Origin of the sequence: Micromonospora sp. NPDC057141 (assembly GCF_042670805.1) — a bacterium.
Taxonomy (GTDB): domain Bacteria; phylum Actinomycetota; class Actinomycetes; order Mycobacteriales; family Micromonosporaceae; genus Micromonospora.
Genome location: NZ_JBHUVA010000020.1, coordinates 34334 through 58774 on the forward strand (window position 1 = coordinate 34334; position 24441 = coordinate 58774).

At 73.7% G+C, this 24441-nt stretch carries 19 protein-coding genes and 2 pseudogenes; 9 read left to right on the plus strand and 12 right to left on the minus strand.

The features are described from left to right. The 3 genes from ACFT41_RS13905 to ACFT41_RS13915 all read right to left on the minus strand — a co-directional run. Positions 1-2075, minus strand: a 2075-nt coding sequence (locus ACFT41_RS13905) for a DEAD/DEAH box helicase (protein WP_377613820.1), incomplete at its 3' end; no start/stop codon positions are given. 239 nt (positions 2076-2314) lie between these two features. Continuing rightward, positions 2315-2773, minus strand: coding sequence for a hypothetical protein (locus ACFT41_RS13910; protein ID WP_377580915.1), 459 nt, complete (start codon positions 2771-2773; stop codon positions 2315-2317). A gap of 1431 nt (positions 2774-4204) precedes the next feature. Then, entirely contained in the window at positions 4205-5674 is a 1470-nt protein-coding gene (locus tag ACFT41_RS13915) for a C40 family peptidase (RefSeq protein ID WP_377580912.1), read from the minus strand. A gap of 240 nt (positions 5675-5914) precedes the next feature. On the opposite strand from ACFT41_RS13915, the gene mqnE reads away from it, so the two are divergent. The 3 genes from mqnE to ACFT41_RS13930 all read left to right on the plus strand — a co-directional run bounded on the left by mqnE (position 5915) and on the right by ACFT41_RS13930 (position 7878). Further along, positions 5915-7084 carry an aminofutalosine synthase MqnE gene (gene mqnE, locus ACFT41_RS13920; protein ID WP_377580909.1) on the plus strand — a complete coding sequence of 390 codons (1170 nt, stop codon included), beginning with the start codon at positions 5915-5917 and terminating at the stop codon, positions 7082-7084. 22 nt (positions 7085-7106) lie between these two features. Beyond that, positions 7107-7541, plus strand: coding sequence for a hypothetical protein (locus tag ACFT41_RS13925; protein ID WP_377580906.1), 435 nt, complete (start codon positions 7107-7109; stop codon positions 7539-7541). Between the two features lie 70 nt (positions 7542-7611). Beyond that, positions 7612-7878 carry a DUF4229 domain-containing protein gene (locus tag ACFT41_RS13930; protein WP_377580903.1) on the plus strand — a complete coding sequence of 89 codons (267 nt, stop codon included), beginning with the start codon at positions 7612-7614 and terminating at the stop codon, positions 7876-7878. 15 nt (positions 7879-7893) lie between these two features. On the opposite strand, the gene ACFT41_RS13935 is transcribed toward ACFT41_RS13930, so the two are convergent. Further along, on the minus strand, positions 7894-9234 hold the full coding sequence (locus tag ACFT41_RS13935; protein ID WP_377580900.1) for a C39 family peptidase: 1341 nt from the start codon (positions 9232-9234) through the stop codon (positions 7894-7896). A gap of 217 nt (positions 9235-9451) precedes the next feature. On the opposite strand from ACFT41_RS13935, the pseudogene ACFT41_RS13940 reads away from it, so the two are divergent. From ACFT41_RS13940 to ACFT41_RS13955, 4 genes and pseudogenes are all read left to right on the plus strand, one after another. Next, a pseudogene (locus ACFT41_RS13940) lies at positions 9452-10765 on the plus strand (M14 family metallopeptidase); the annotation flags it as partial. A 374-nt stretch (positions 10766-11139) separates the two neighbouring features. Further along, positions 11140-12081 (plus strand): ABC transporter substrate-binding protein, encoded by a 942-nt coding sequence (locus tag ACFT41_RS13945; RefSeq protein ID WP_377580897.1) that lies wholly within the window; start codon positions 11140-11142, stop codon positions 12079-12081. A 62-nt stretch (positions 12082-12143) separates the two neighbouring features. Then, positions 12144-13226: a FecCD family ABC transporter permease gene (locus ACFT41_RS13950; protein ID WP_377580895.1), complete on the plus strand. Its 1083-nt coding sequence runs from the start codon at positions 12144-12146 to the stop codon at positions 13224-13226. Then, on the plus strand, positions 13223-14023 hold the full coding sequence (locus ACFT41_RS13955; RefSeq protein WP_377580892.1) for an ABC transporter ATP-binding protein: 801 nt from the start codon (positions 13223-13225) through the stop codon (positions 14021-14023). The genes ACFT41_RS13950 and ACFT41_RS13955 overlap by 4 nt, the downstream gene beginning before the upstream one ends. Positions 14024-14139: 116 nt before the next feature. Here the strand turns inward: ACFT41_RS13955 and ACFT41_RS13960 are convergent, their stop codons facing one another. The 6 genes and pseudogenes from ACFT41_RS13960 to ACFT41_RS13985 all read right to left on the minus strand — a co-directional run bounded on the left by ACFT41_RS13960 (position 14140) and on the right by ACFT41_RS13985 (position 20883). Then, on the minus strand, positions 14140-14937 hold the full coding sequence (locus ACFT41_RS13960) for a VOC family protein (protein ID WP_377580889.1): 798 nt from the start codon (positions 14935-14937) through the stop codon (positions 14140-14142). 147 nt (positions 14938-15084) lie between these two features. Beyond that, positions 15085-15822 carry an ABC transporter permease gene (locus ACFT41_RS13965; RefSeq protein WP_377580886.1) on the minus strand — a complete coding sequence of 246 codons (738 nt, stop codon included), beginning with the start codon at positions 15820-15822 and terminating at the stop codon, positions 15085-15087. Between the two features lie 14 nt (positions 15823-15836). Beyond that, positions 15837-16745 (minus strand): ABC transporter ATP-binding protein, encoded by a 909-nt coding sequence (locus ACFT41_RS13970; RefSeq protein WP_377580883.1) that lies wholly within the window; start codon positions 16743-16745, stop codon positions 15837-15839. Positions 16746-16946: 201 nt separating this feature from the next. Continuing rightward, a pseudogene (locus tag ACFT41_RS13975) lies at positions 16947-18016 on the minus strand (serine hydrolase domain-containing protein). A 361-nt stretch (positions 18017-18377) separates the two neighbouring features. Further along, complete coding sequence (locus tag ACFT41_RS13980; protein WP_377580880.1) at positions 18378-20408, minus strand: HelD family protein; 2031 nt, start codon at positions 20406-20408, stop codon at positions 18378-18380. A gap of 178 nt (positions 20409-20586) precedes the next feature. After that, positions 20587-20883: a GntR family transcriptional regulator gene (locus ACFT41_RS13985; RefSeq protein ID WP_377581026.1), complete on the minus strand. Its 297-nt coding sequence runs from the start codon at positions 20881-20883 to the stop codon at positions 20587-20589. 225 nt (positions 20884-21108) lie between these two features. Between ACFT41_RS13985 and ACFT41_RS13990 the strand changes: the two genes are divergently transcribed. Together ACFT41_RS13990 and ACFT41_RS13995 are read left to right on the plus strand one after the other, a co-directional pair. After that, positions 21109-21279, plus strand: coding sequence for a helix-turn-helix domain-containing protein (locus ACFT41_RS13990; RefSeq protein WP_377580878.1), 171 nt, complete (start codon positions 21109-21111; stop codon positions 21277-21279). Between the two features lie 83 nt (positions 21280-21362). Then, positions 21363-22214 (plus strand): menaquinone biosynthetic enzyme MqnA/MqnD family protein, encoded by an 852-nt coding sequence (locus ACFT41_RS13995; RefSeq protein WP_377580875.1) that lies wholly within the window; start codon positions 21363-21365, stop codon positions 22212-22214. Positions 22215-22275: 61 nt separating this feature from the next. Here ACFT41_RS13995 and ACFT41_RS14000 read toward each other — a convergent pair whose 3' ends face one another. Continuing rightward, on the minus strand, positions 22276-23238 hold the full coding sequence (locus tag ACFT41_RS14000; protein ID WP_377580873.1) for a hypothetical protein: 963 nt from the start codon (positions 23236-23238) through the stop codon (positions 22276-22278). Beyond that, on the minus strand, positions 23238-24194 hold the full coding sequence (locus tag ACFT41_RS14005; RefSeq protein ID WP_377580870.1) for a hypothetical protein: 957 nt from the start codon (positions 24192-24194) through the stop codon (positions 23238-23240). Before ACFT41_RS14005 ends, ACFT41_RS14000 begins: the two co-directional genes overlap by 1 nt. Positions 24195-24441 lie beyond the last annotated feature (247 nt).

The following is a 24441-nucleotide window of genomic DNA, read 5'->3' on the forward strand; positions in this document are numbered from 1 at the left end:
CCGGTGGGTCGGTCGTCGTAGCGGCGCTCGCCACCGGCGCGGTCGTCGAACCGTCGCGGGCCGGTCGGTCGGTCGTCGTGGCGCCGCTCGCCGGTCGGTCGGTCGCCGTAGCGGCGCTCGCCGGAGGGCCGCTCGTCGGTCGGGCGGTCGCCGTAGCGGCGCTCGCCACCGGCTCGGTCGCCGAACCGCCGGTCGCCCCGGTCGTCGTGGCGGTGCTCGCCCGTCGGGCGGTCACCGAACTGGCGGTCCCCGCCGGCGTGCTGTTCCCGGTCGCCGTACCGCCGCTCACCGAAGCTGCGTGCGCCAAAGGCGCGCTCGCCGGTGGGTCGGTCGTCGTAGCGGCGCTCGCCACCGGCGCGGTCGTCGAACCGTCGCGGGCCGGTCGGTCGGTCGTCGTGGCGCCGCTCGCCGGTGGGTCGGTCGCCGTATCGCCGTTCGCCGGTGGGTCGGTCGCCGTAGCGACGCTCGCCCCGGCCGTCCCGGTCGCCGTAGCGACGTTCGCCCCGGTCCTCGAACCGTCGCGGGCCGGCCGGGCGGTCGCCGTGCCGGCGCGGGGCGGGGGGCTCGTCGCGGACCGGCACGCCGCTGGGCTCCTGGGCACCGATCAGCTCGGCCAGGGCCGGGTCGCCGGCCCGGACCCGGGTCTCCGCCGGCTCGACGCCGGCCTTCTGCAACATGGCGAGGGTGGTCCGGCGCTGCTTGGGCAGCACCAGCGTGGCCACCGCGCCCGACTCGCCGGCCCGGGCGGTACGCCCCGCCCGGTGCAGGTAGTCCTTCGGGTCCTTCGGCGGGTCCACGTGCAGCACCAGGGAGACGCCGTCCACGTGGATGCCCCGAGCCGCCACGTCCGTGGCGACCAGCACACTCATCCGGCCCTCGCGGAACTCGGCCAGGGTCTTGGTGCGCATCCGCTGGGTCTTGCCCCCGTGCAGCCCGCCGGCCCGTACGCCGACGGCGGCAAGCTGCTCGACGAGCCGGTCAACCCCGAGCTGGGTGCGGGCGAAGAGCATCGTCCGGCCGGACCGGGCGGCGATGGACGCCGCCACGGCGAACTTGTCGTGCGGCGGGACCAGCAGCAGGTAATGATCCATCGTGGACACGGCGGCGGTGGCCGAGGCGGTCGAGTGGGTGACCGGATCGGTCATGAACCGCTTGACCAGCGAGTCCACGTCGCCGTCCAGGGTGGCCGAGAAGAGCAGCCGCTGGCTGCCGGCCGGCGTCTTGGCCAGCAGCTCGGTGACCTCCGGCAGGAATCCCATGTCGGCCATCTGGTCGGCCTCGTCGAGCACGGTCACCTCGACGTCGTCGAGGCGGCAGACGCCCCGGTTGATCAGGTCGCCCAGCCGGCCAGGGGTGGCCACGACGATCTCCACTCCCCGCCGGAGCGCGTCGATCTGCCGGTCGTACGGCACGCCTCCGACGGCGGTCTTGAGGAAGATCCCGACCGCCTTGCCGAGCGGTACGAGCGCGTCGTTGACCTGCATGGCCAGCTCCCGCGTGGGCACCAGCACCAGGGCCCGGGGGTGCAGCGGTCGGGCCCGGTTGCGCTTGGCGAGCCGGGCGATCACCGGCAGGCCGAAGGCGAGGGTCTTGCCGGAGCCGGTCTGACCCCGACCGAGGACGTCGCGCCCGGCGAGGGCGTCCGGGACGGTGGCCCGCTGGATCGGGAACGGCGTGGTGATGCCCAGCCGGCCGAGCGCCTGGACCAGCGGCTCGGGCAGGCCGAGCGCGGCGAAGTCGACGACGGCCTCGTCTGCGGTGTCCAGGTCGGCCTCGGCCTCGCTGTCGGTGGCCGGGTCGGCCTCGGCTTCGATCGCGGTGTCCGGGTCGGCCTCGGCCTCGATGTGGGCGTCGATGACGATGGCGGTGTCCGCGTCGACATCGGCCTGGGTGTCGCTGGAATCGTCGACGGCGGCGTCGAGCGCAGCGCTGCCGCCGACGAAGGTGTCGCCGGGAGCGGTCTCGGCGACGGTCGGAGAGTCGGTCCCGGCGGCGGGGATGTCGGCCGGGTCGCTCACCTCGGCCGTGGTGTCGAAGACGGACGGGAACGTGCTGGGGTCAGCAAACGTGGTCAAGAAATGCCTTTCGAGCGGGGCGCATCTTCGCGATGGCCTGCCGCAGCTGAACGCCGCCGGATCGCCCGCAAGATCGCCCATGGACGCGCCTCACGCGCGCCGGGTCAGTGATCACGACAAGTGTACGGCGGCACGGCAAACCCGCCACCCTGCCACGAGACCGTAGTGGGCGGGCTCACCATCCTCCGGGCCCGCTCAGCTGCCTCCTCAGGCCCGCTCAGCTGCTCCTCCCGGCACGCTCAGCTGTTGAGGAGGCCGCCGACCAGCCCGTCCATCGTGTCGCCGGCCAGCAGCACGATGAGCACGCCGATCGCGACGAGCAGCCCGAGCGCCGCTGTCAGGACGATCACCACCTTGGCGGTGCTGGACCGCGCGGTCGGGGCATCCGTCCAGCCCTGGGCCAGGATGTGTCCGGTCAGCGAGCCGGAATTGTCCAGTTGATTGCCGGCGGGCAGCGCGACCGTGGCGAAGCCCGGCCCGTCGGTGCCGTACGCGGTGCTGGCCAGGTCGGCCGTCCCCGGGTCCGGACGCCCGGCGGAGACGCCGACCGTGGCCCGGCCGCCGGGAGCCCCGCCCGGGGGTGCCACCGGCCAGGCGGTGGTCGGGGCCGCGCCGTACAGGCCGGACGCCGGTCGGTCCGTTGCCGGCGGGCCCGAGGCGGGAACACCAGAGGCGGGGATGCCCGAGACCGGGGCCACCGGTGCCGGCGTCCTCGACGCGCCGGTGCCGGCGGGCGTGCCGTCCCGCTGCGTGGCCGGGTTGGTCGGCGGTGGCCAGGTCGGGAGCGCCGGCGCCGGTACGACAAGGGGCGGCGCGGCGGGTGGCGACGGTGGCTCCGTCGGGAACGGTGGCGCGGCGTGGCCCGCCGGCCGGCCCGAGGGAGCCCCGGCGAACGGCGGAGCTGAGGACGGCGCGGAGCCGGGCGGGCCGGCCGGGGGCCAGGCCGGGGCAGCCACCGCCGTCAGCGGTGGCGGCGGGAACGGCGGTGCCGGCATCGGACCGGGCGGCGGCGGAGGCTGCGGCACCGCCGGGCCGGGCGGGGGGATCGGCGGGCCGGGCACGGGCGGCACGGGTCCGGGACCCGGGGGAGGCACGGCGGGCCCGGGTGGAGGTACGGGCCCGGGCGACGGCACCGGGGGCGGGGGTACGGCCGGGCCGGGCGGCGGTACCGGGGCTGGCGGGTACGGACCGGGGGCTGGCGGCGTCGGCTCGGGGACCGGCGGGTTCGGCGACGGCGGGGTGGGGCCCGGCACGGGCGGCATGGGCGGGTTCGGTCCCGGGACGGGCCTGGGCTCCGGGGTGGGCCCAGGTTCCGGGGCCGGTGGCGAGGGCGGCCCGACTGGCTCCGGGGGCCCGACTGGCTCCGGGGGCTCGGCCGGCTCCGGGGGCCGTGCGGGCTCGGGCGGCTCCGGGCTCACCGGGGCCGACCGGTACACCTTGGCGCTGCCGGGCTTCGCCCCGCCCGTCCCCTCCGACCCGACGGCACCGGCTGCCTCGCTGGCGGAGACCCGGTTCAGGCCGGGCACCGAGGCGCTGGCCCGGGCGGACCCGGCGACACCGTTCCGCGGGCTCGGCACGGCCGGGCCGGGCCGGTCGTCCCCGGGGGTGGGCGTCGAGCCGACACCGGCGTCCGGCGTGACACGGACGGCTCCCGCGCCGTCCTCCCCGCCTGTCGGGCCGGTGGCGACACCCTCGATCGTCCCGCCGGGCGGTGTCGGAGGCTGGCCCGTGCGCGGGCCGGGGGCGGGCTCGGCCGCCGGGGCACCCGCGCGGTACGTGGTCCCGCCGCTCCCCGCGGCCGGCAGCGCGACGCCGTCGGGCGGGGCGGTCACGCTGGTGACGCTCACCCTGGCCCGTGCCGTCGCGGCGGGCGCCGCCGACGGCCCGTCAGCCGGCACGGTGCCGACCGGGGTGGGTGTTGGCCCGGCCGGGCCACCGCCGGGGACGGGTGGTGATCCGGGGTCGGGCCGGGATCCGGGGTCGGCCGTTCCCGCCGGAACCTCTTGCTCGCCCATGGTCGTCCTCCGTGCCCATGCTCGCCTCCGGGCCCGAGGCGTCGGGCCGAAAGTGTATGGGTGTCACGGTGCCACATTCCCGCCAGGCAGCACAGCCGGAGTGGACGGATGCGCTCAGCCGGCCGCGCTCGTCGAGGCGTCCGGCGAGGCGCTGTCGTCCGGTGCCGGGCTGCTGGCCTGGGTGGTCGGCGCCGGCGACGGGGACGGGGTGTCCGACGGGCTCGGCGTCGGCGTCGGCGTCGGGCTCGCCGTCGTCGGCTTCGGCGACGGCGTCGTGGGCTTCGGCGACGGGGTGGTCGGCTTCGGCGTCGGGGAGTTCGTCGGCTTCGGGGTCGTGGTCGGCTTCGGGGTGCTGGTGGGCTTCGGGGTCGGGGTCGGGGTCGCCGGGGCGGGCACCGCGCCGACCACCCGGGTGGCGGCGTAGAGCCGGGACCAGCCCACGGTGCTGATCTTCACCGTCTGGCCCGTGGTCGGGGCCTGCACCATCTTGCCGTTGCCGATGTACATCCCGACGTGGTGGATCGTCGTCCAGCTGCTGCCGGAGGCGAAGAAGAGCAGGTCACCGGGGAGCAGTGCGCTGCGGCTCACCGTGCGGCTCCGGGTCGCGTAGTACTGGTCGCGGGAGACCCGGGGCAGCTGGTAGTGGCCCGCCGACCGGTAGGCGGCCCACATCAGCCCGGAGCAGTCGAACGCGTTCGGGCCCTCGGCGGCCCAGACGTACGGGTCGCCGAGCTGGTCCAGGGCGTAGCTGACGGCGGCCAGCGCGGTCGGGCTCGCGGTGAGGCCGTTGTTGCTCTGCCCGTCGACGTATCCCGCGCCGAGCTGCTGTTCGAGGGCCTCCTGCTGGCGCTCCAGCTCGATGATCTGCGCGGTGTTGTCCTTGCGCAGCTTGAGCAGCTTCTTCTCCTGCTCGCGGAGCGACTTCTCCACGGCGGTGTACTGGTCGCGGACCGAGCGCACCCGGGTGTCGGCGGCCAGCCACGCCTGGTAGACGACCTGCTCGGCGGCGCGGGCGCGGGCCAGCTCGCCGGCGGCTGCGGTCGTCGCGCCCTCGGCCTCCTCGCCCCGGGTGATCTGCTGGAGCATGTTGAGCCCGTGCAGGTCCTCGGCGAAATCGCCGGGCGGCAGCGCGGCGGCGGCCTTGAGCGCGCCGGCTGCGGCGGTGTCGGCGCCCTCCTGGGCGCGGGCCAGGGCGTCGCGGGCCGTCTTCAGGTCCCGGTCGGCGGTGGCGAGCTGGGCCTCGGCCTCGGTGCGGGTCTGGCGTAACCCGAGCAGTTGGTCGCCGAGGAGGCCCACCTGGGCCTCGGCTGCCGCGATGGCGGCGGCGAGCGGGCCGGTGCCGAGCGGCGCGACGGGGAGCGCCGGACCGTTCCCGCCGAGCAGCGGGAGCCCGCCGGCCGCGACGGGGCGCGACCCGGTGTCGGGCACCACGTTGGGCAGCGGCGGGTCGGCGTACGCGGGGGTGGCGAGCGCGGCCGTGGCCACGGCGCTGAGCAGGGCGGACCACAGCATCGGCCGGAGCACCGGCGAGAACAGGGGTGCCCTCCGTCGCTGCCGTCGCTGCCGTCGCGTGCTCTGCACCATTCCGCTCCCCGTCCGGCGTGGGTGGGCGCCGCGCTCGGGTGGCGCGGCGGCGGGGGCGGCATCGAGTGTGGCGCGCCCCACCCTGTCTTACCGCACCCGAGCAGCGATGTCGATGGCGTAACAGGTTACGAGCGGCTGAGAGTCCGGTGAGGTACGTCGCTGCGTTCGACCGGATCGCCACCGGGTCGACGACCCGACGTAGGCTCGACGGGACCGCAGGTGGAAGGGACGTGGCTTTCGATGGACGCCGGACTCAAGCGCGAGCTCGAAGAGAAGGTGTACGCGGGGGAGCGGCTGACCCGCTCCGACGGGATCGCCCTCTACGACAGCGACGACCTGACCTGGCTGGGTCGCCTGGCGCACCACCGGCGTACGGAGCTCAACGGCGACCGGGTGATGTTCAACGTCAACCGGCACCTCAACCTCACCAACGTGTGCAGCGCGAGTTGTGCGTACTGCTCGTTCCAGCGCAAGCCGGGCGAGAAGGACGCGTACACGATGCGCATCGACGAGGCGGTCCGCAAGGCCAAGGAGATGGAGGACGAGCAGCTCACCGAGCTGCACATCGTCAACGGCCTGCACCCGACGCTGCCCTGGCGCTACTACCCGAAGGTGCTGCGCGAGCTGAAGGCGGCGCTGCCGAAGGTCAACCTGAAGGCGTTCACCGCGACCGAGGTGCAGTGGTTCGAGAAGATCAGCGGCCTGAGCGCCGACGAGATCCTCGACGAGCTGATGGACGCCGGCCTGGAGTCGCTGACCGGCGGCGGCGCGGAGATCTTCGACTGGGAGGTCCGGCAGCACATCGTCGACCACGCCTGCCACTGGGAGGACTGGTCGCGGATCCACCGGCTGGCCCACTCGAAGGGCATGAAGACCCCGTCGACGATGCTCTACGGCCACATCGAGGAGCCCCGGCACCGGGTCGACCACGTGCTGCGGCTGCGCGAGCTCCAGGACGAGACGGGTGGCTTCCAGGTCTTCATCCCGCTGCGCTACCAGCACGACTTCGTCGACTCGGCGGACGGCAAGGTCCGCAACCGGATCCAGGCGCAGACCACGATGGCGTCGCCGGCCGAGTCGCTGAAGACGTTCGCGGTCTCCCGGCTGCTGTTCGACAACGTGCCGCACGTGAAGTGCTTCTGGGTGATGCACGGCCTCTCGGTGGCCCAGCTCTCGCTGAACTTCGGCGTGGACGACCTGGACGGGTCGGTCGTGGAATACAAGATCACCCACGACGCCGACTCGTACGGCACCCCGAACACGATGCACCGGGACGACCTGCTGCACCTGATCTGGGACGCGGGCTTCCGCCCGATGGAGCGCAACACCCGCTACGAGGTCGTCCGCGAGTACGACGGGCCCCCGTCGCTGGCGGAGCGCCGGTCCGAGCCGCAGCAGGTGTGGGCCTGAGCGGCCCGTACCCTCGTAGGTCATGAGCGAGTCGAGCCAGCAGGGCCAGGGCGGCTTCCCCCGGCGGGACGCCGAGGGGCGGATCGTCGCCCTCGGCGACCTGCTGGGCATCAGCCTCGCCGGGCTGGTGATCGGCCTGCTCGCGCTGCTGCTGTTCGACTGGGGCCTCGCCACGCTGGGCGCGGGCGACTTCGGCCGCGCCAACGGCTGGCTGGCGATCATCCTGCCGGCGTGGCTCTACTGGGAGGACTTCCGGGCCTGGGAGTTCGGCGCGGCCCGGGTGGTGGCCGCGCTGGTGGCGGCCGGGCTGGCCGTGGTCGGCGGCCTGCTGGTGGCCGGGCTGGCCGACGGCCTGCCGCCCCTGCTGGGCGGCGGGCTCGGCGCCGCGGCCTTCACCCTGGTGTACGCGGTGGTCTGGTTTCCCGGAGTCCACTGGCTGTCCCGCCGGACGGGCTGAACCCCCGCCCGGCGGGGCCAGCCGGGGCGAACCTTCCGACCCGCATGCCGGGCGGAGAACGGAGTGCGACGTGAGCGCGGCGGTCAAGTACACGCTGGGCCGGATCGGGCTGTTCGTGGTGGTCGTCGCGGCGCTCTGGCCGGTCGACATGAACGTCTTCCTGAAGCTCATGCTGGCGTTGGCGTTCTCCGCCGCGCTCTCGTTCTTCCTGCTCAGGGGCTGGCGGGACGAGATGGCCGGGGAGATGGCCGGGGCCGCCGAGCGCCGCCGGGCCGAGAAGGAGCGGCTGCGCTCCGCCCTGGCCGGCGACGACGAGCAGCCCGGCGACAAGCACTGACCGGCGGCGTGCGGGTCACCAGTTGGTCGAGCCCGGGACCGCCGGCCACGGCTTGTTCGCCGGCTTGATCAGGTACGCGATGCCGCCCGAGCCGCTGGCCACCTTCCCGTCGGCGCGGTAGCGCTTGGTGCGCAGCCAGATCTGCTCGAACTGCTCCCGCTGGTAGACGTTGCGCACCTCCGCGTTCGACGACGACGCCGGGTCGTTGACGATCACGTCGCCGTCGGCGGTGAAGCCGACGACCACGAAGAGGTGCCCGGAGGTGCCGTAGTTCGACCCGTCCAGCTCGGTGTCGAGGAAGGACTGCGAGGTGACGACCGGGATACCGGCGGCGATGAAGCGTTCCACCTCGTCGAGCGAGTGCAGCCGGGTCACCCGGGCGTCGATGCCGGGGAAGCTCGCGGCGTACGCGGTGTTGAACGGCCAGTTCCCCGCGCCTTCGTACTCGTAGTCCCAGGTCATCCGGGCGGCGTGGGCGATCTGGGGGTCGGTGTAGCCGGGGGTGACCCAGGCCAGGTCCTCGGCCGACGGGCCTCGGCCGTAGTACTCCAGCACCATCGTGGTCGACGTCGGGCTGCACCAGACCTGCCCGCCGCCGCCCCACTCGGGGTAGTTGCCCTTGTGGATCATCTGGGAGCGGGCGGGGACGGGCAGCTCCCTGCCCCAGGCGATCCCGCCCCGGCTCGGGGTCACGGTGAACCGGTCCGGCACGTTCGAGCTCATCGCGCCGAGCATCCGGACCCGGGGCGAGGCCGCCTGGCCGGGCCTGCGGTAGAGGCTGAGCCGCAGCTGGTACGACCGCAGCAGCACTCCGGCGGTGGCGTCGTCGATGGCGAACGTGTCCGTCCACACGCTCGACCAGGGGTCGCCCTGACCGTCCAGGGTGGCCCGCTTGACGTCGGCGTCGCCGGCGGCCCAGCGGCCCATGACGTACCAGGGGGTCCGGTCGCCGGTGCCGTACGTGCCCTGGAGTTCGACCTGGAGCCAGGTGCCAGCCGGGGTGTCGGCGTTCCACGAGGCGACCAGCTCGGTGGCGTCGAAGCCGATCCGGGTGACCGGCGAGGTCCAGGTGGCGTACTCCCAGGTGCCGGTGGTGCCGCCGTGCTCGTCGGTGAACTCGGTGGTGCCGGCGGGGCGGTCGATGGTGAGCCCGGCGTGGTGGCCGGGGACCGCCCGGGTGCCCCGGTGGGTGCCGGAGCGCCAGTCGGGGTGGCTGGACCACTCCTGGAAGGTGATCTGCTCGTCGTGTTCGACGGGCGGGTGGTGGCCGCCGGCGTGGGCGGGGGCGGTCGTGCCGGCGAGGGCGAGCGCGGCGACGCCGGTGAGGGCGATCGTGCGTAGGGCAATGCTGGCCATGGGATCTCCGCGAGGTGAGGCGGGTCGGGGCATGCTTGCCGGTCACTATCCCGCCCGGCGAGAAGTTTCGCCAGATGTTCAAGGGTGGAAAGTCATTGCCGACGTGAGGATACGGTCGGGATGGATCACATAGTGAAAGATATTGATCTGACCATGTGACGAGTGGTGAAGTGTTGACCACGAGACGGGATCTCCCCGTACCCCCAGGAGGTTGTCCATGGCCTTCCGCACCCCGACCCGCCTGCGTCGCGCACTGGTGCTCGCCACCGCCGCCGGCCTGGGCCTCACCGTCGCCACCGGACCGGTCTCCGCACGCCCCGCCCCGGAGCCCGCCGCCGAGCCGGTCGCCGCCGAATACGACGTGCTCGGCGTACGAACCCTGGCCGCCCGCAACGCCATCGCCCGCACCGGCGCGGCCGTCGACGCCGCCGAACACGGCGTCCTGCATGTCACGGCGACCGGCGCCGAGGCGGCGGCGATCAGGCGACTCGGCTACCAGGTGGAGAAGCAGGCCGGCCACGCCCACTCCGACGGCGTCGGCACGACCGCCTTCCCGCCCGCCGACTCCAACTACCACGACTACGCCGAGCTGACCGCCGTGGTGAACAAAGTGGTCGCCGACCACCCGACCATCGCCCGCAAGATCAGCATCGGCAAGTCGTACGAGGGCCGCGACCTGATGGCCGTGAAGATCTCCGACAACGTCGCCACCGACGAGGCCGAACCGGAGATCCTGTTCAACTCCCAGCAGCACGCCCGCGAGCACCTGACCGTCGAGATGGCGATCTACCTGCTCAACCTGTTCACCGACAGCTACGGCAGCGAATCCCGGGTCACCAACATCGTCAACACCCGGGAGATCTGGATCGTCCCCACCGTCAACCCCGACGGCAGCGAGTACGACATCGCCACCGGCTCGTACCGGTCCTGGCGAAAGAACCGCCAGCCCAACAGCGGCTCGACGGCGGTCGGCACCGACCTGAACCGGAACTGGAGCTACAAGTGGGGCTGCTGCGGCGGGTCCTCCGGGCTGCCGTCGTCGTCGACCTACCGGGGCCCGTCCGCCTTCTCCGCCCCCGAGACGAAGGCGCTGCGTGACTTCGTCAACAGCCGCGTCGTCGGCGGGGTGCAGCAGATCAAGGCCAACATCGACTGGCACACGTACTCGCAGCTCATCCTCTGGCCGTTCGGTTACACGACGGCGAACACCACCACCGGGATGACGGCGGACCAGTACAACACCTTCGCCACCCTCGGCCAGCAGATGGCGGCCACCAACGGCTACACCCCGGAGCAGTCCAGCGACCTCTACGTCACCGACGGCGACAGCCTCGACTGGATGTGGGGGACGCACGGCATCTGGGCGTACACCTTCGAGATGTACCCCGGCTCGTCCGGCGCCGGCGGCGGCTTCTACCCGCCCGACGAGGTCATCCCGGCCCAGACCTCGCGCAACAAGGAGGCGGTCCTGCTCTTCTCCGAGTACGCCGACTGCCCGTACCGGGTGATCGGCAAGCAGGCCCAGTACTGCGCCTGACCCGTCCGTGGTGCGGGGCCCCGTCCGGAGCCCCGCACCCGTGTCGGTCTCGTCACGCCAGGTCATAGTTCCTAGATCAACGAGGTGCCGTCGGGGCGTGCGCTACGGTGGCACCGACCAAACCGCAGCGAAGCCGGTGCGAATCCGGCGCTGTCCCGCAACTGTGATGCCCCACCCGCGACGTCCGGCCCTCCGGCCGCCGTCGACCCAGGCGTCGGCCGGCCGGCCGACGCCGACGTGTGTGGGGCGAGCCAGGTCGCCTGCGGCGCGGTCGCGACACGCGCTCTCGAGGAAGGGCGCCTCGCGGACGGGCACCCACCAGGCTCCTGTCGGCGAAGCACCAGGCTCCTCGACCGACAGGAGGACAAGTGTTCCGACGTACCCCCCGGCTTCTCGCCGCGACCCTCGCGGTGGCCGCGCTCGCGCTCGGCGCGTGCGCCGAGAAGAGCTCCGACGACGCCGCCCCCGCCGCCGGCGGCACCTCGGCCGCCGCCGCCTTCCCGGCCACCGTCGGCAAGCTCACGCTGGACCAGCGCCCCGAGAAGATCGTCTCGCTCTCGCCGACCGCGACCGAGATGCTCTTCGCCATCGGCGCCGGCAAGCAGGTCACCGCCGTCGACGACCAGTCGAACTACCCGCCGGACGCGCCGAAGAGCGACCTGTCCGGCTTCCAGCCCAACGCCGAGGCGATCGCCGGCAAGGCCCCCGACCTGGTGGTGCTCTCCAACGACACCAACAAGATCGTCGAGCAGCTCACCACGCTGAAGATCCCGGTGCTGCTCACCCCGGCGGCGACCACGCTGGAGGACTCCTACCGGCAGCTCGCCGAGCTCGGCACGCTGACCGGCCACGCCGACGAGGCCGCCGACGTCGCCAGCCGGATGAAGGACGACATCGCCAAGCTCACCAAGGACCTGCCGCAGCGGTCGGCGAAACTGACCTACTACCACGAGCTGGGCCCGGAGCTGTACAGCGCGACCAGCAAGACGTTCATCGGCTCGATCTACGCCCTCGCCGGCCTGGCGAACATCGCCGACGCGTCGGACGCCGACGGCAGGAACGGGGGATACCCGCAGCTTTCCCAGGAGATCATCGTCAAGGCGAACCCCGACTTCGTCTTCCTGGCCGACACCAAGTGCTGCCAGCAGAGCCCGGAGACGGTCAAGGCGCGCAGCGGCTGGGCCGGCGTCACCGCCGTCAAGAACAACCAGGTCGTCGCGCTCGACGACGACATCGCCTCGCGCTGGGGCCCGCGGGTCGTCGACCTGCTCCGGGCCGTCGTCGACGCCGTCGCCAAGGTGCCGGCGTGACCCACGGCCCACTGTCCTCGGCGTGCGCTCGCGGTGAGGGGCGTTAAGAGGGGGCCCCTGCTATGCGGAAAGCGTTAACAAGGGGCCCCTCCTTCGCGCAGCGGCCGGCCGGGCTTCGGCCCGGCTGGCTCGCCGCCGGAGTGGCCGCCGTGCTCGTCGCGCTCCTCGCCGGGGTCTCCCTCGGCCCGGTCAGCCTGCCCCCCGGCGGCGTCGCCGCCGAACTGCTCAACCTGCTGCCCGGGGTCCGCCTCGACAGCGGACTGAGCGAACGCGAGATCGCCATCGTCACCGAGCTGCGGCTGCCCCGGGTCGTGCTCGGGCTGCTCGTCGGCGGGCTGCTCGCCCTGGCCGGCGGCTGCTACCAGGGCGTGTTCCGCAACCCGCTGGCCGACCCGTACCTGCTCGGGGTGGCGGCCGGGGCCGGGCTCGCCGTCACCGCCGTGATCTCCCTCGGCGCCGGAGCGGGCGGCGCGCTGACCGGGCTCCCGGTCACCATCCCGCTCGCCGCGTTCGTCGGCTCGCTCGGCGCGGTCGCCATGACGTACCTGCTCGGGGCGGCCGGCGGGCGGGGGCGCTCCACGGCGACGCTGATCCTGGCCGGGGTGGCCGTGTCCGCGTTCCTCGCCGCCGGGCAGACGTACCTGCTCCAGCGCAACTCCGACAGCATCCAGCAGGTCTACTCCTGGCTGCTCGGCCGGCTGGCCACCGCCGGCTGGCACGACGTCCGGCTGGTCCTGCCGTACTTCCTGCTCACCACGGTCGTGGTGCTGCTGCACCGGCGCGAGCTGGACGTCCTCTCCGTCGGCGACGACGAGGCCGGCAGCCTCGGCCTGCACCCGCAACGCTCCCGCTACCTGCTGATCGCCGCCGCCTCGCTCGGCACCGCCGCCGCCGTCTCCGCGTCCGGGCTGATCGGCTTCGTCGGGATCATCGTCCCGCACACCGTACGGCTGCTCGCCGGCTCCAGCTACCGGGTGATCCTGCCGCTGTCCCTGCTCTTCGGCGGGGCGTTCCTCGCGCTGACCGACGTGGTCGCCCGGACCGCCGCCGCCCCCGCCGAGGTGCCCATCGGCGTGGTCACCGCGCTGCTCGGCGGCCCGTTCTTCGTCCTGGTGCTGCGCACCGCCCGCCGGGCGCTGACGTGAACGCCCCGCCGCCTCCGGCTGCCGCGCCCGCCGTCGAGGTGCGGGGCCTGCGGGTCAGCCTGGACGGCGCGCCGATCCTGGCCGGCGTCGACCTCACCGTCGAGCGGGGCGAGTGGGTCACCGTGATCGGCCCGAACGGCGCCGGCAAGTCGACCCTGCTGCGCGCCCTCGGCGGCCTGCTGCCCGCGCCGGGCGCGATCCGCATCTTCGGTACGCCGAGCGAAGCGCTGCGCCGCCGCGAGCGGGCCCAGGTGGTGGCCACCGTCGCACAGTCCCCGGTCGTCCCGGCCGGCATGACCGTCTTCGACTACGTGCTGCTCGGCCGCACCCCGTACATGCCGCCGCTGGGCCGGGAGTCCGCCGCCGACCTGGCCGCCGTGCGGGACGTGCTGGAGCGCCTCGACCTCGACGGCTTCGGCCGCCGCGAGCTGGCGACCCTCTCCGGCGGCGAGCGGCAACGGGTCTTCCTGGCGCGGGCGCTGGCGCAGGGGGCGACCCTGCTGCTGCTCGACGAGCCGACCAGCGCCCTGGACATCGGCCACCAGCAGGAGGTGCTGGAACTGGTCGACCAGCTCCGCCGCGAGCACGGCCTCACCGTCCTCGCCACCATGCACGACCTCTCCCTGGCCGGCGAGTACGCCGACCGGATGGTCCTGCTCGCGGCCGGCCGGGTCGCCGCCGCCGGCCCGCCGCGCGACGTCCTCACCGAGGACCTGCTGGCGCGGCACTACCGCGCCTCGGTCCGCGTCCTGCCCGGCGAGCACGGCCCCCTGGTGGTCCCGGTCCGCCCCCGCTGAGGTGCAAGGAGGGGCCGCTTGTTAGCGCTTTCCGTATAGGAAGGGTCCCCTGCAAACCGCCCGCACCGCCGCGCCCGGCGAGGGGCGTCGGCGCAGCGGCGGGGCGCAGCGTGCGGTCAGCGCGTGGGCCGGGCTACGACGGAGAACAGGGCGCCCTGGGGGTCGCGCAACGCGACGAGGCGGCCCTGCGGGGTGTCGTGGGGCGGAACCAGGACGGAACCGCCCAGCTCGGCGGCCCGGGCGGCGGTGGCGTCGGCGTCGGCCACGGCGAAGTACACCGTCCAGTACGCCGGCAGGTCGGCCGGGAAGTCGTCGGCCAGCGGCGGCGTCATCCCGCCGACGATCCGCTCGCCGCACCGCCACCCCGTGTAGGAGGGGTGGACGCTTCCGCCCGTCTCCGGCGGGACCGGTCCCGCCGGCGCCTCCTCCGGGTGCCAGCCGAAGACCAGCTCGTAGAAGACCTTCGCGCCCTCCGGGTCCGGGGTGATCAGCTCGTTCCAGCACATGGCCCCGGGGACGTCGAACAGTTCCGCCCCGGGGTGGGCCATCGGCTGCCAGACGCTGAACACCGCGCCGGCCGGGTCGGCGAAGACCGCCATCCGCCCCTGGTCGGACACGTCGAACGGGGCGACCAGCACCTGCCCGCCGGCCGCCTCGACCCGGGTCGTGACCAGGTCCGCGTGGTCGGTCGCCACGTACGTCGACCAGATCGGCACCTGGTCCGGCGCGGCCGGCGGGCCGGCACCGGCCACCGCGCGCCCGTCGAACAGGAACGTGGTGTAGCCGGCGGCCTCCGGCTGCGGCGCGATCCGGGTGGTCCAGCCGAACAGCTCCGGGTAGAAGCGCCGGGCGTCCACCAGGCCCGGGGTGGCCAGGTCGGCCCAGCACGGCGTGCCCGGCGGGATGCTGCTCACGCTGACCCCTCTCCTCAGGCGGCGGCCCCGGCGGGACGCCCTGCCCGCATCCTGGCACCGCCACGCGACGGAACGGGCGGGAACAGGACGAATCACCCCCGCCGGGCGGCGGTCGCCGGCCCCGACCCGCCGCCCACGGCGCGCCCGTCAGCGGAAGCGACGGCCTTCGTCGCGCCGGTACGCCCACCCGGCGAGCGCCGCCAGCACCACCACCCAGACGCCGAGCATCGCCACCGACAGCGGGGCGGGACGCCAGTCGCCGACCGCCGCCCACATCAGCTCGACCGCGCCCCGCGTCGGCAGGTACGGCGCGATCGCCCTGACGAACGCGGGCGCAGCGTCCGGGCCGGAGAGCAGGCCGCCGCCGAACGCCAGCGGGAAGAAGACGATCTGGGCCACCACGATCGCCGCCTTGCTCGGCAGCGCGTACCCGATGGCGAGTCCCATCAGCGTGAACGGCACGGAGACCAGCCCGACCACGACGGCGGCCAGGGCGAACGCGCCGGGGCTGATCCGGGCGTCGGTGAACAGCGCCGCGATCACCACCACCGGGAGCAGGGAGAGGAACGTCAGCGCCAGGCCCGCGAGCACCCGTCCGGCGAAGGCCGGCGTCGCTCCGGCCGGCAAGGTCCGGGTGTACGGGTTCCAGGGCTGGTCGCGGTCCTCGGCCACGCCCACGCCGTACTGGAAGATGTTGGCGCTCATCACCGCGAACGTGACCATCGCGGCGGTGGCGTAGGTGGCACCGGTCGGGTCGTCCCCGGCGAACGGGACCACGAAGAAGAGCATCGCCACGGCCGGGAAGAAGGCGCTGCCGAAGACCGCCACCGGGATGCGGATCGTCTGCAACAGCTGGTAGCGGGCGTGCACGAGGGTGAGTCTCACGGGGATCGGTCTCCTCACGCGTCGGTGGCCTGCTGGCCCGGGACGGCGGTGCCCTGCCCGCCCGGGGCGGTGATGGCGAGGAACGCCTCCTCCAGCGAGGTGGGGCGGACCTCCAGGTCGCGGAACGCCGCCCCGCTGGTCACCAGCTCCCGGACCAGCCGGTCGGCGTCGGTGGTGAGCAGGTGGGTGCGGTCGTCGACCCGCTCGACCCGGACCACGCCCGGCAGCGCGGGCAGGTCGGCCGCGACCAGGCTGACCCGGCGTACGCCGACCACCGAGCGGACCGCCGCCATGGTGTCGTCGGCCAGCACCCGGCCCTGGCCGATCACCACCACCCGGTGCGCCAGCGCCTCCACCTCCTCCAGGTAGTGGCTGCTCAGCAGCACGGTGCCACCGTCGGCGTGGAAGCTGCGGATCGCCTCCCACAGGGTGTGCCGCGCCTCGACGTCCAGCCCGGTGGTCGGCTCGTCGAGGAGCACCAGTCGGGGCCGGCCGACGAAGGCGAGCGCCACGGCCAGTCGGCGACGCTGGCCGCCGGAGAGCCCGCCGGTCTGCCGCCGTACCTGATCGGTGAGGCCGAACCGGTCGAGCAACTCGCCCCGGGGGATCGGGTCCGGGTAGTGCGCGGCGACGAAGTCGACCACCTCGCCGACCCGCAGGGTGCCCGGCAGGCCGGTCTCCTGCGGGGTGACCCCGACCCGCAGGCGGTGGGCGGGGTCGCGCGGGTCGCCGCCGAACAGCTCGACGCGGCCGGCGGTGGGCCGGCGCAGCCCGACGAGCAGGTTGAGCAGGGTGCTCTTGCCGGCGCCGTTCGGCCCGAGCAGGCCCACCAGCTCACCCGCGCGGACGTCGAGGTCGACCCGGTCGAGGGCGAGCACGTCGCCGTACCGGCGGGTGGCCTGGTCGGCGTGGGCGAGGATCATCGATGGCTCCTTCGGTCGGGCTGGCGGTCGCAGTCGGCCTACCTTCGGTGTACGCCCTCGGCGCCACCCGGGGGCAGGGTCCATCGGCCGGTACGGCGACCGCCGGAGTGACCGTGCCGGGCCGGCACGGGTCTTGCTCTGCCAGGGGTCGGGCCGGCGCGGGTCTCGCCCCGGCAGGGTCGGTCGGGCCGGCGCGGAGGGTCAGCGGGGCAGGGGCCGGATCAGCGCCGGGCTCCCCGGCAACGGGGCCGGCGTCCGGGCTGCGCCCGCCGACCGCGCGGTGGCCGGACCGGACAGGGCGGTGACCAGGAACGCGCCGGTCGCGGCACCGATCGGGTCAGGCTCGCCGGGCACCTGGTAGTGGGTGACGTTCGTGCCGAGCGTCACCTGACGGGAGCCGTCGGGGGCGTGCAGCGAGATCGTGGCGTGCCCGAAGACCACCCCGTCGTGGCCCCAGAACCGGCCGCCGGGCAGCGCCAGCCACAGCAGGCCGAGGCCATACCCGCCGGCCTCCGGCAGCGCGGGGTCCAGCGGCACGGTCGTCCGCATCCGGGCCAGCTCGGCCGGGCGCAGCAGCCGACCCCCGAGCAGCGCGCGGAAGAACCGGTTGAGGTCGGCCGCCGTGGAGACCAGCGCGCCGGCCGTCCACGCCCACGACATGTTCGCCACGCTGAAGTCGCGGAGCTGGCCGTCGTACCAGGGCAGGTACGCCTCGCTGTGTGGCCCGGCGATCCGGGTCCGCCGGCCTGGGAAGTACGTCTCGCGCAGCCCCAGCGGCCGGATGACCCGCCGGTGCACCTCGTCGGTCGCAGGGCGGCCGGTCACCCGCTCGACGACCAGGCCGGCCAGGACGTAGTTGGTGTTCGAGTACGCGAACGCCGCCCCCGGGGCCCGGTGCGCGGCTCGCCGAGCCCGATCCGGACGAGCTGATCCGGGGCGAACGTGGTGAACCGGTAGCGTTCGAGGTCGTATCCGTTGGCGAAAAGCACGGTGTCGTAGTCACCGATGCCGCTGGTGTGGTTGAGCAGCATCTCGACGGTGACCCCGGGTACGGCGTACTCCGGCAGGTAGCGGCCGACCGGGGCGTCCAGCGCCACCCGGCCCTCGCCGGCCAGGCGCAGCAGCGTGGCGGCGACGAACGTCTTCGTGATGCTGCCGACCCGGTGTCGGAAGCCGGACCGCATCCGTCGACCGGTGTCGAGGTCGGCGACGCCGCTCGCGCCGCGCCACCGCTCCTGGCCGTCGCGGGCCTCGGTGAACGCCCCCACCATGCCGGCATCGGTGATCGCGCCGAGCCCCGCGCCGAGCGCGTCCTCCGGCAGCCGCCCCGCCCCCGAACCCGGCCCGGCGGACACACCCGGCCTGGTGGGCGTGGCCATCCCGGTAGGCGCGGCGGCCGCCGGGGCTGCGGCCAGCAGTGGCGTGGCCGCCAGCGCGGTGCCGGCCCCGGCAAACAGGAGATCACGGCGCGACAGGTGCATGCTGCCTCCCAAGTGGACGATGCGTACCCATCATCACCGATCGCCACAACCCTCGCCGGTGCTGCCCGGGTGCTGGCCGGGTGCTGCCCGGGTGCTGGCCGGTCCTGCCGGTGCTGGCCGGTGAGAAGGGGACCCTTCTCGACCGTAGGCGTTAACAGGGGGCCCTTCCTTGCAACAGCGGGGCGGGGAGCGGGGCGGTGTGCAGCACCGTCAGCCGGGAGACCGCCCGGGTGAGCACCACGTACAGCCGGTGCAGCCCGCGCGGCTCGGCCGCCACGATCGCCGCCGGCTCCACGGTCACCACGTGGTCGTACTCCAGGCCCTTGACCAGCGTCGCGGGGACCACCGTGACCCGCGCCGGGGCCGCCACGTCGTGGGCTGTCGCGGTGTCGATCCCCGCGTCGGCCAGCGCCGCGCGCAGCCCGCCGACCGCGTCGTCGGCGGCGATCACCCCGACCGAGCCGTCGTGGGTCAGCGCCGCCCGCACCTCGGCCACCGTCGCCGCCACCAGGTCGCTCACGGTACGCACGTCCAGCGCGCCGTCGCGGCGTAGCGACTCGGCCGGGGGTACGTCCACCGCGAGCGCCGGCAGCAGCCGGTTGGCGAACGCCACCACGGCAGCGGGGACCCGGAAGCCGACGCTCAGCGGCACCACCGTCGCGTCCGGTTTGCCCAGGTGGGCCAGGGACTCCCGCCAGTCGCGGGCGGCCCACGGGGCCGTGCCCTGCGCCAGGTCGCCGAGCAGCGTGATCGACCCGTGCTCGCTGCGCCGGGCGATGGCCCGGCACTGCATCGGGGAGAGGTCCTGCGCCTCGTCGACCACCACGTGCCCGAAGCCGGCGGGGCGCTCCAGCAGCCCGGCCGCCTCGTCGACGAGCACCGCGTCGGCGGCCGTCCACTTCGTGGCCTTCGGGGTGCGCGGCGGCTTCGCCCAGGTCAGCAGTGCCTGCTCGGCCTCGGTGAGCACGCCGTCGGCGGCTGCCGCGAGCGCCGCCGGGTCGGCGAGCAGGGTGTGCACCAGCCCCTCCGGGGTGAGCGCCGGCCAGGCCGCGTCCACGAAGTCGGCGACCGGGCGGCACCTGCCCATCCGGCGCAGCCAGGCGTCGCTCGGCGACTCGGCCCGGCGGGCCTCGGCCTGGCGTTGCAGCAGGCCCACCACCCGGGCGCGGACCCGTTCCCGCCCGGTGGCGTACGGCAGGCCCTCCCGGCGAGTCTCCTCGACCACCCGGTGCAGCGGGTCGAGGCCGATCCGCCAGCGGAACGAGCCGTCGGAGACCATGATCGGCTCGGTCGGGGCGGTGACGCGGGCCTCGACCGCCCGCCGCAGCACCTCGGCCATCCGCGCGTCGTGCTTGAGCGCCGTCACGGCCGGGTCCTCGACTGCCCGCACCGGCACCCGGGCGATCAGGTCCTCCACGGTGGCCTGCTCGACCTCGACTTCGCCGAGCGCCGGCAGCACCGCCGCGATGTACGACAGGAACGCCCGGTTCGGCCCGACGATCAGCACCCCGGACCGGCGCAGCCGCTCCCGGTGCAGGTAGAGCAGGTACGCCGCCCGGTGCAGGCCGACGGCCGTCTTCCCGGTGCCGGGCGCACCCTGTACGCAGATCGACGCGGCCAGGTCGGCGCGGACCAGCTCGTCCTGCTCCGGCTGGATGGTGGCGACGATGTCGCGCATCGGGCCGACGCGGGGACGCTCGATCTCGGCGGTGAGGATGCGGCTGGCGGTGCCCAGTTCCTCGCCCCGGTCCAGGTGTTCGTCCTCGAAGCTGGTGAGCGTGCCGGCGCTGAACCCGAACCGGCGGCGCACGGTCACGCCCTGCGGGTCCCGGGCGCTGGCCCGGTAGAACGACCGGGAGATCGGCGCCCGCCAGTCGAGCACCATGGGCTCGCCGAGATCGTCGGTGACGTGCCGGCGGCCGACGTGGTGCTCCTCGTCGCCGAACGTGAGCCGCCCGAAGAACAGCGGGGTGTCGGGCTGGTCGGCCAGCTCGGCGACGCGGCGGGACAGGGTGCGCCCCAGGGTCTCCGCCGTGTACGCGTCGCCGGCGACGTTGTGGCCGGTGGCGAAGAGGGCCTCGGTGCGTTCACGCATGCGGGTCAGCGCGGCCCGGGACGCGTCCAGGTGGGCCCGTTCGGTGGCCAGTTCGGTGTCCAGGGACATGGGGGCGTGCGGGGTCATCCGACCTACTCCTCGGCGCGGGGGACAACACTGCCGCTCGCGTTTCCGGCATGGAGGGCCGGCGCGGGGACGTCCGCTGCGGTGCTCGACACCGCGGCCGTCGGCGGGGCGAACAGTCTACGCCGCCCCCCCGGTCCGGTCAGCCGCTTTACCCACCCACCCACCCCGAGTCCGGTGATCAAGAGAAAAACGTCAGAGTTGATCTCTGCGATGACGTAAACCTCTTGATCGCTGGGGTGGGGCTGGGCTGGTCGAGGGGTGCGGTGGGACTGCACCGCCGAGCAAGCACGAACGTGCCCGTTCCTTGGCGGCTCTCGATCAGGCCCTCGGTGTGGAGCAGGAACAACGCGGCGTCGACTGGCTGCGCGCTGGTGCCGTAGACCTCACGTAATTGCGCGGTGCCCTCGGCCTGGTGGAGCGGTGCTCGGCGGGCCGGGGTGCCGCAACCGGACCCATCACCCCCTGGGAGGCGCAGTGATCAACCGGCGAATGCCTCCGCTGATCCGGCTCGCGTGGCGGACCCTCGACTGGCACCGGCGCCGCCGGTGCTCGGCCTGCTCCCTGAGTGGCTGGCGGCCCCTCGCCATCTGCATCGAGCGATCGACACCGCGGGTGGGAGGGAAGCTTCGACGCGGCCGTCGGTCAGATGCTCGATCAGTCGCGCGGCTGGCGCCTGGCGGAGCTGCGGAAGCGACACGACATGACCCAGGAACAGGTGGCTGCCCGGATGGGCGTCTCGGTGGCCAGGGTCTCCCAGATCGAAGCCGGTGACGTCTCGACGCAGGAGGTGCTCGCCCGCTACGTCGACGCACTCGGCGGGACGCTGAAGCTGATCGCGGACTTCGGCGACGAGCAGCTGAAGGTCGCGTAAGGGGTACGCCGCCCGGTGCGGGATTGGCCACTCCGGGGCCCGCCCGTTGAGCCCGCCTCCCACCGCGGGGATACGGTCGCAGCATGGCTGCCCGCATCGCCCGTCCCCGGGTCGGACACATCCAGTTCCTGAACTGCCTGCCGATCTACTGGGGTCTGATGCGTTCCGGCGCGCTGATCGACGTCGACCTGCACAAGGACTCGCCGGACCGGCTGAGCGCCGCCCTGGTCGCCGGTGACCTGGACATCGGGCCGATCTCGCACGTCGAATACCTGCGCCACGCCGACGAGCTGCTGCTCCTGCCCGACCTGGCGGTCGGCAGCGACGGCCCGGTGCTCTCGGTCAACGTGGTGTCCACCAAGCCCCTCGCCGAGCTGGACGGCGGCCGGGTCGCCCTCGGCTCGACGTCGCGCACCGGCGTGCTGCTCGCCCGGCTGCTGCTCAGCGAGCGGTACGGCGTCCACCCCGACTACTTCCGCTGCCCGCCCGACCTGACGCAGATGCTGCTGGAGGCGGACGCCGGGGTGCTGATCGGCGATGTGGCGCTGCGGGCGCTGTACGAGGCACCCCAGCGGGGGCTGGAGGTCACCGACCTCGGGCAGGCCTGGCGGGACTGGACCGGGCTGCCGATGGTCTTCGCCGTCTGGGCCGTACGCCGGGACTTCGCCGCCGCCCACCCCGGCCTGGTCAAGGAGGTGCACGAGGCGTTCCTGCGCTCCCGCGACCTGTGCCTGGCCGAGCTGGACCAGGTCGCCGAGGCCGCCGCCCGGTGGGAGCCGTTCGACGCGGCGACCCTGGCCACGTACTTCCGGGCGCTGGACTTCTCGCTCGGCGAGCGGCAGGTGGCCGGGCTGCGCGAGTTCGCCCGCCGGGCCGCCGAGATCGGCGAGGCACCGGCCCTGCCGGCCGACGGCCCCCGGTTCTTCGCCGGCTGAGGCCGAACAACCGGGCGTACGGCACGACCACCGTCGCCCGACGGCGGTCGCAGGGCGCACGTCAGGTGGCCGAGCGCAGCACCGCCTCGGTGATCTTCTGGCAGTTCTTCATGCCGTACTCGTAGCCCATGTTGATCGGGTAGCGGACCATCACGCCCATCGTCCAGTTGTCGCCGATGGCCAGGCAGTTGATGTGCATCTCCTGCTCCTTGGTCCGGTCGATCCAGCCGTTCTTGATGGCGATCTTCTTCTGCTCGGCCGCCGGGAACGCCTTGCGGATGCCGAAGTCACCGGAGCCGCGCACCAGCCGCATCTCGTTGATCAGCCACTTGGTCCACTCCGGCCCGGCCGCCCGGCCGTCCTTGATGCACGCACCGAGGCGCGCGGTGTCCCGGGGCGAGAGGTTCGTCCGGCTCCAGCCGCCGTCGGCGGCGACGCTGCTGTCGGTGGTCTTGCAGATGGAGATCATCCGCTTGATCGACGCGGACCGGCCCACGGAGTTGTAGAACTGCTCGGCCCGGGTGTTGTCGCTGTCCCGGATGATCCGGGTCGCGTCGGCGAGCTTGGCGTCGCTCGGCTTCTGCCCCTGCTCGTCAGCCCGCCGCAGGTAGTCGGCGACGATCCAGGACTTGATCAGCGACGCGGTGGTGCTGGTCTCGTCCATGTTCTTCGAGCCGATGATCTCCCCGGTGCGAGTGTCCAGGACGCTCCAGGCGTACCAGCCCTCGATGTCGAGGTCGATCTGCTTGTCGGCGAACGGCAGCGGCTCCAGCGTCGGCGAGGGGCTGGGCGAGGCGGTGGGACGCGACTTGCGGTCCGAGGCCGTGCCGGCGGCGCGGTCGACGGGCGCGGACGGGTCGCCCCACTGGGCGGCGGCGGTCGACGCCATCGGGGAGCCGGGCAGCAGCCGCAGCGACACCAGCACGAGCCCGATCAGTACGGCGGCGATCGCGATCAGCCGCAGCGGCGACGTCTCGCCGCGCCCGGCACCCCCACCGCGGGCCCGGCGGCGGCTGCCGGCCATCAGAGCTTGCCGATCGGCTGCTGCGGCACCTTCAGGGCGGCGCCGGGCTGCGGGGTGACGAGCTGGGTGGCGACGCTGGCGCAGACCTTCGCACCGTACGACAGCCCGTTCTTCTGCGGGTAGCGCAACATGACGGCGAGGCTCCACTTCTCGGTGACCGCAAGACAGTTCACGTGCCAGTTGCCGTCGTAGTTCAACGGCGTCCAGCCGTTCTTGATGCTGACCGGGCCCTGGGCCTTGATCTCGGCGGGCAGGCCGTCGACGATGCCCCACTTGCCGCCGCCGGACTTGAGCTGCTGGTCCTTGATGCTGCCGCGAACCTTGCTCATCTCGTCCAGCAGGAACGAGGTCCACTTGGTGCCGGCGGCCTTGCCGTCGGCGACGCAGTCGCCGAGCCGGACGGCGTCGCGGGGCGACATCTGGGTGAAGCTCCACCACCCGATGTAGCCGGGCACCGTTCCGGGTTTGGTGTTGGTCAACCCGCAGATGCTGACCATCCGCTTGATCGACGCGGACTTGCCGACCGCCGAGTAGAGGGCGCTCGCCGAGTCGTCGTTGCTGTCCCGGATCGCGGTCTGGATCTGCTTGCGTCGCACGGCGGACAGCGGCTCGTCGCCGAGCTGCCGGAGGTAGTCGGCGGCGAACCAGATCTTGATCATCGATTCGGTCGAGCTGGTCGACGCCAGGTTCTTCGAGCCGGAGATCGTGCCGCTCTCCCGGTCCATCAGCGCCCAGGAGAAGAACTCGCCGGAGAAGCTCACCGAGACGGTGCCGGCGGCCAGGGTCGGCGGCGGTGGGGCGGTCGGCTCGGGGGCCGCCACGCTCTCCGCGCCACCGCCGGATCCGCCTTCGCCGCTGTCGTCACCGGCGAGCTTGCCGTAGGCGGCGGGCACCAGCATGGCGCTGCCGAGGAGGATCGCCACGACGGCGAGCACCATGGCCACGCGAGGTCGCATGAGTGGGTGAACTCCAGATGTCAGGGCCGGGGGGACCGACTGCTTTCCGAACTGGTTCGACCTGATCGCCTGGGCCGGGGGAGTGGCCCGCGTCATACGCCGGCGATCGTCCGCAGCCGGTCGGTGTGACCGGGAAAGTCTACGTCCGGACGGCCGACACGCCAGGACCCGACGCCTGTCAAGTCGCTATGAGGGCGGGATTATGACCCGTTATGACACCCTTGCGGGGATTCATCTCTGCTTAGTG

Bases quoted from the DNA above. Each gene is read 5' to 3' on its own strand.
- ACFT41_RS13915 (WP_377580912.1), bottom strand. From the start codon at position 5,674: ATGGTGCAGAGCACGCGACGGCAGCGACGGCAGCGACGGAGGGCACCC.
- mqnE (WP_377580909.1), top strand. From the start codon at position 5,915: ATGGACGCCGGACTCAAGCGCGAGCTCGAAGAGAAGGTGTACGCGGGG.
- ACFT41_RS13925 (WP_377580906.1), top strand. From the start codon at position 7,107: ATGAGCGAGTCGAGCCAGCAGGGCCAGGGCGGCTTCCCCCGGCGGGAC.
- ACFT41_RS13935 (WP_377580900.1), bottom strand. From the start codon at position 9,234: ATGGCCAGCATTGCCCTACGCACGATCGCCCTCACCGGCGTCGCCGCG.
- ACFT41_RS13950 (WP_377580895.1), top strand. From the start codon at position 12,144: ATGCGGAAAGCGTTAACAAGGGGCCCCTCCTTCGCGCAGCGGCCGGCC.
- ACFT41_RS13970 (WP_377580883.1), bottom strand. From the start codon at position 16,745: ATGATCCTCGCCCACGCCGACCAGGCCACCCGCCGGTACGGCGACGTG.
- ACFT41_RS13980 (WP_377580880.1), bottom strand. From the start codon at position 20,408: ATGACCCCGCACGCCCCCATGTCCCTGGACACCGAACTGGCCACCGAA.
- ACFT41_RS13990 (WP_377580878.1), top strand. From the start codon at position 21,109: ATGACCCAGGAACAGGTGGCTGCCCGGATGGGCGTCTCGGTGGCCAGG.
- ACFT41_RS13995 (WP_377580875.1), top strand. From the start codon at position 21,363: ATGGCTGCCCGCATCGCCCGTCCCCGGGTCGGACACATCCAGTTCCTG.
- ACFT41_RS14000 (WP_377580873.1), bottom strand. From the start codon at position 23,238: ATGGCCGGCAGCCGCCGCCGGGCCCGCGGTGGGGGTGCCGGGCGCGGC.
- ACFT41_RS14005 (WP_377580870.1), bottom strand. From the start codon at position 24,194: ATGCGACCTCGCGTGGCCATGGTGCTCGCCGTCGTGGCGATCCTCCTC.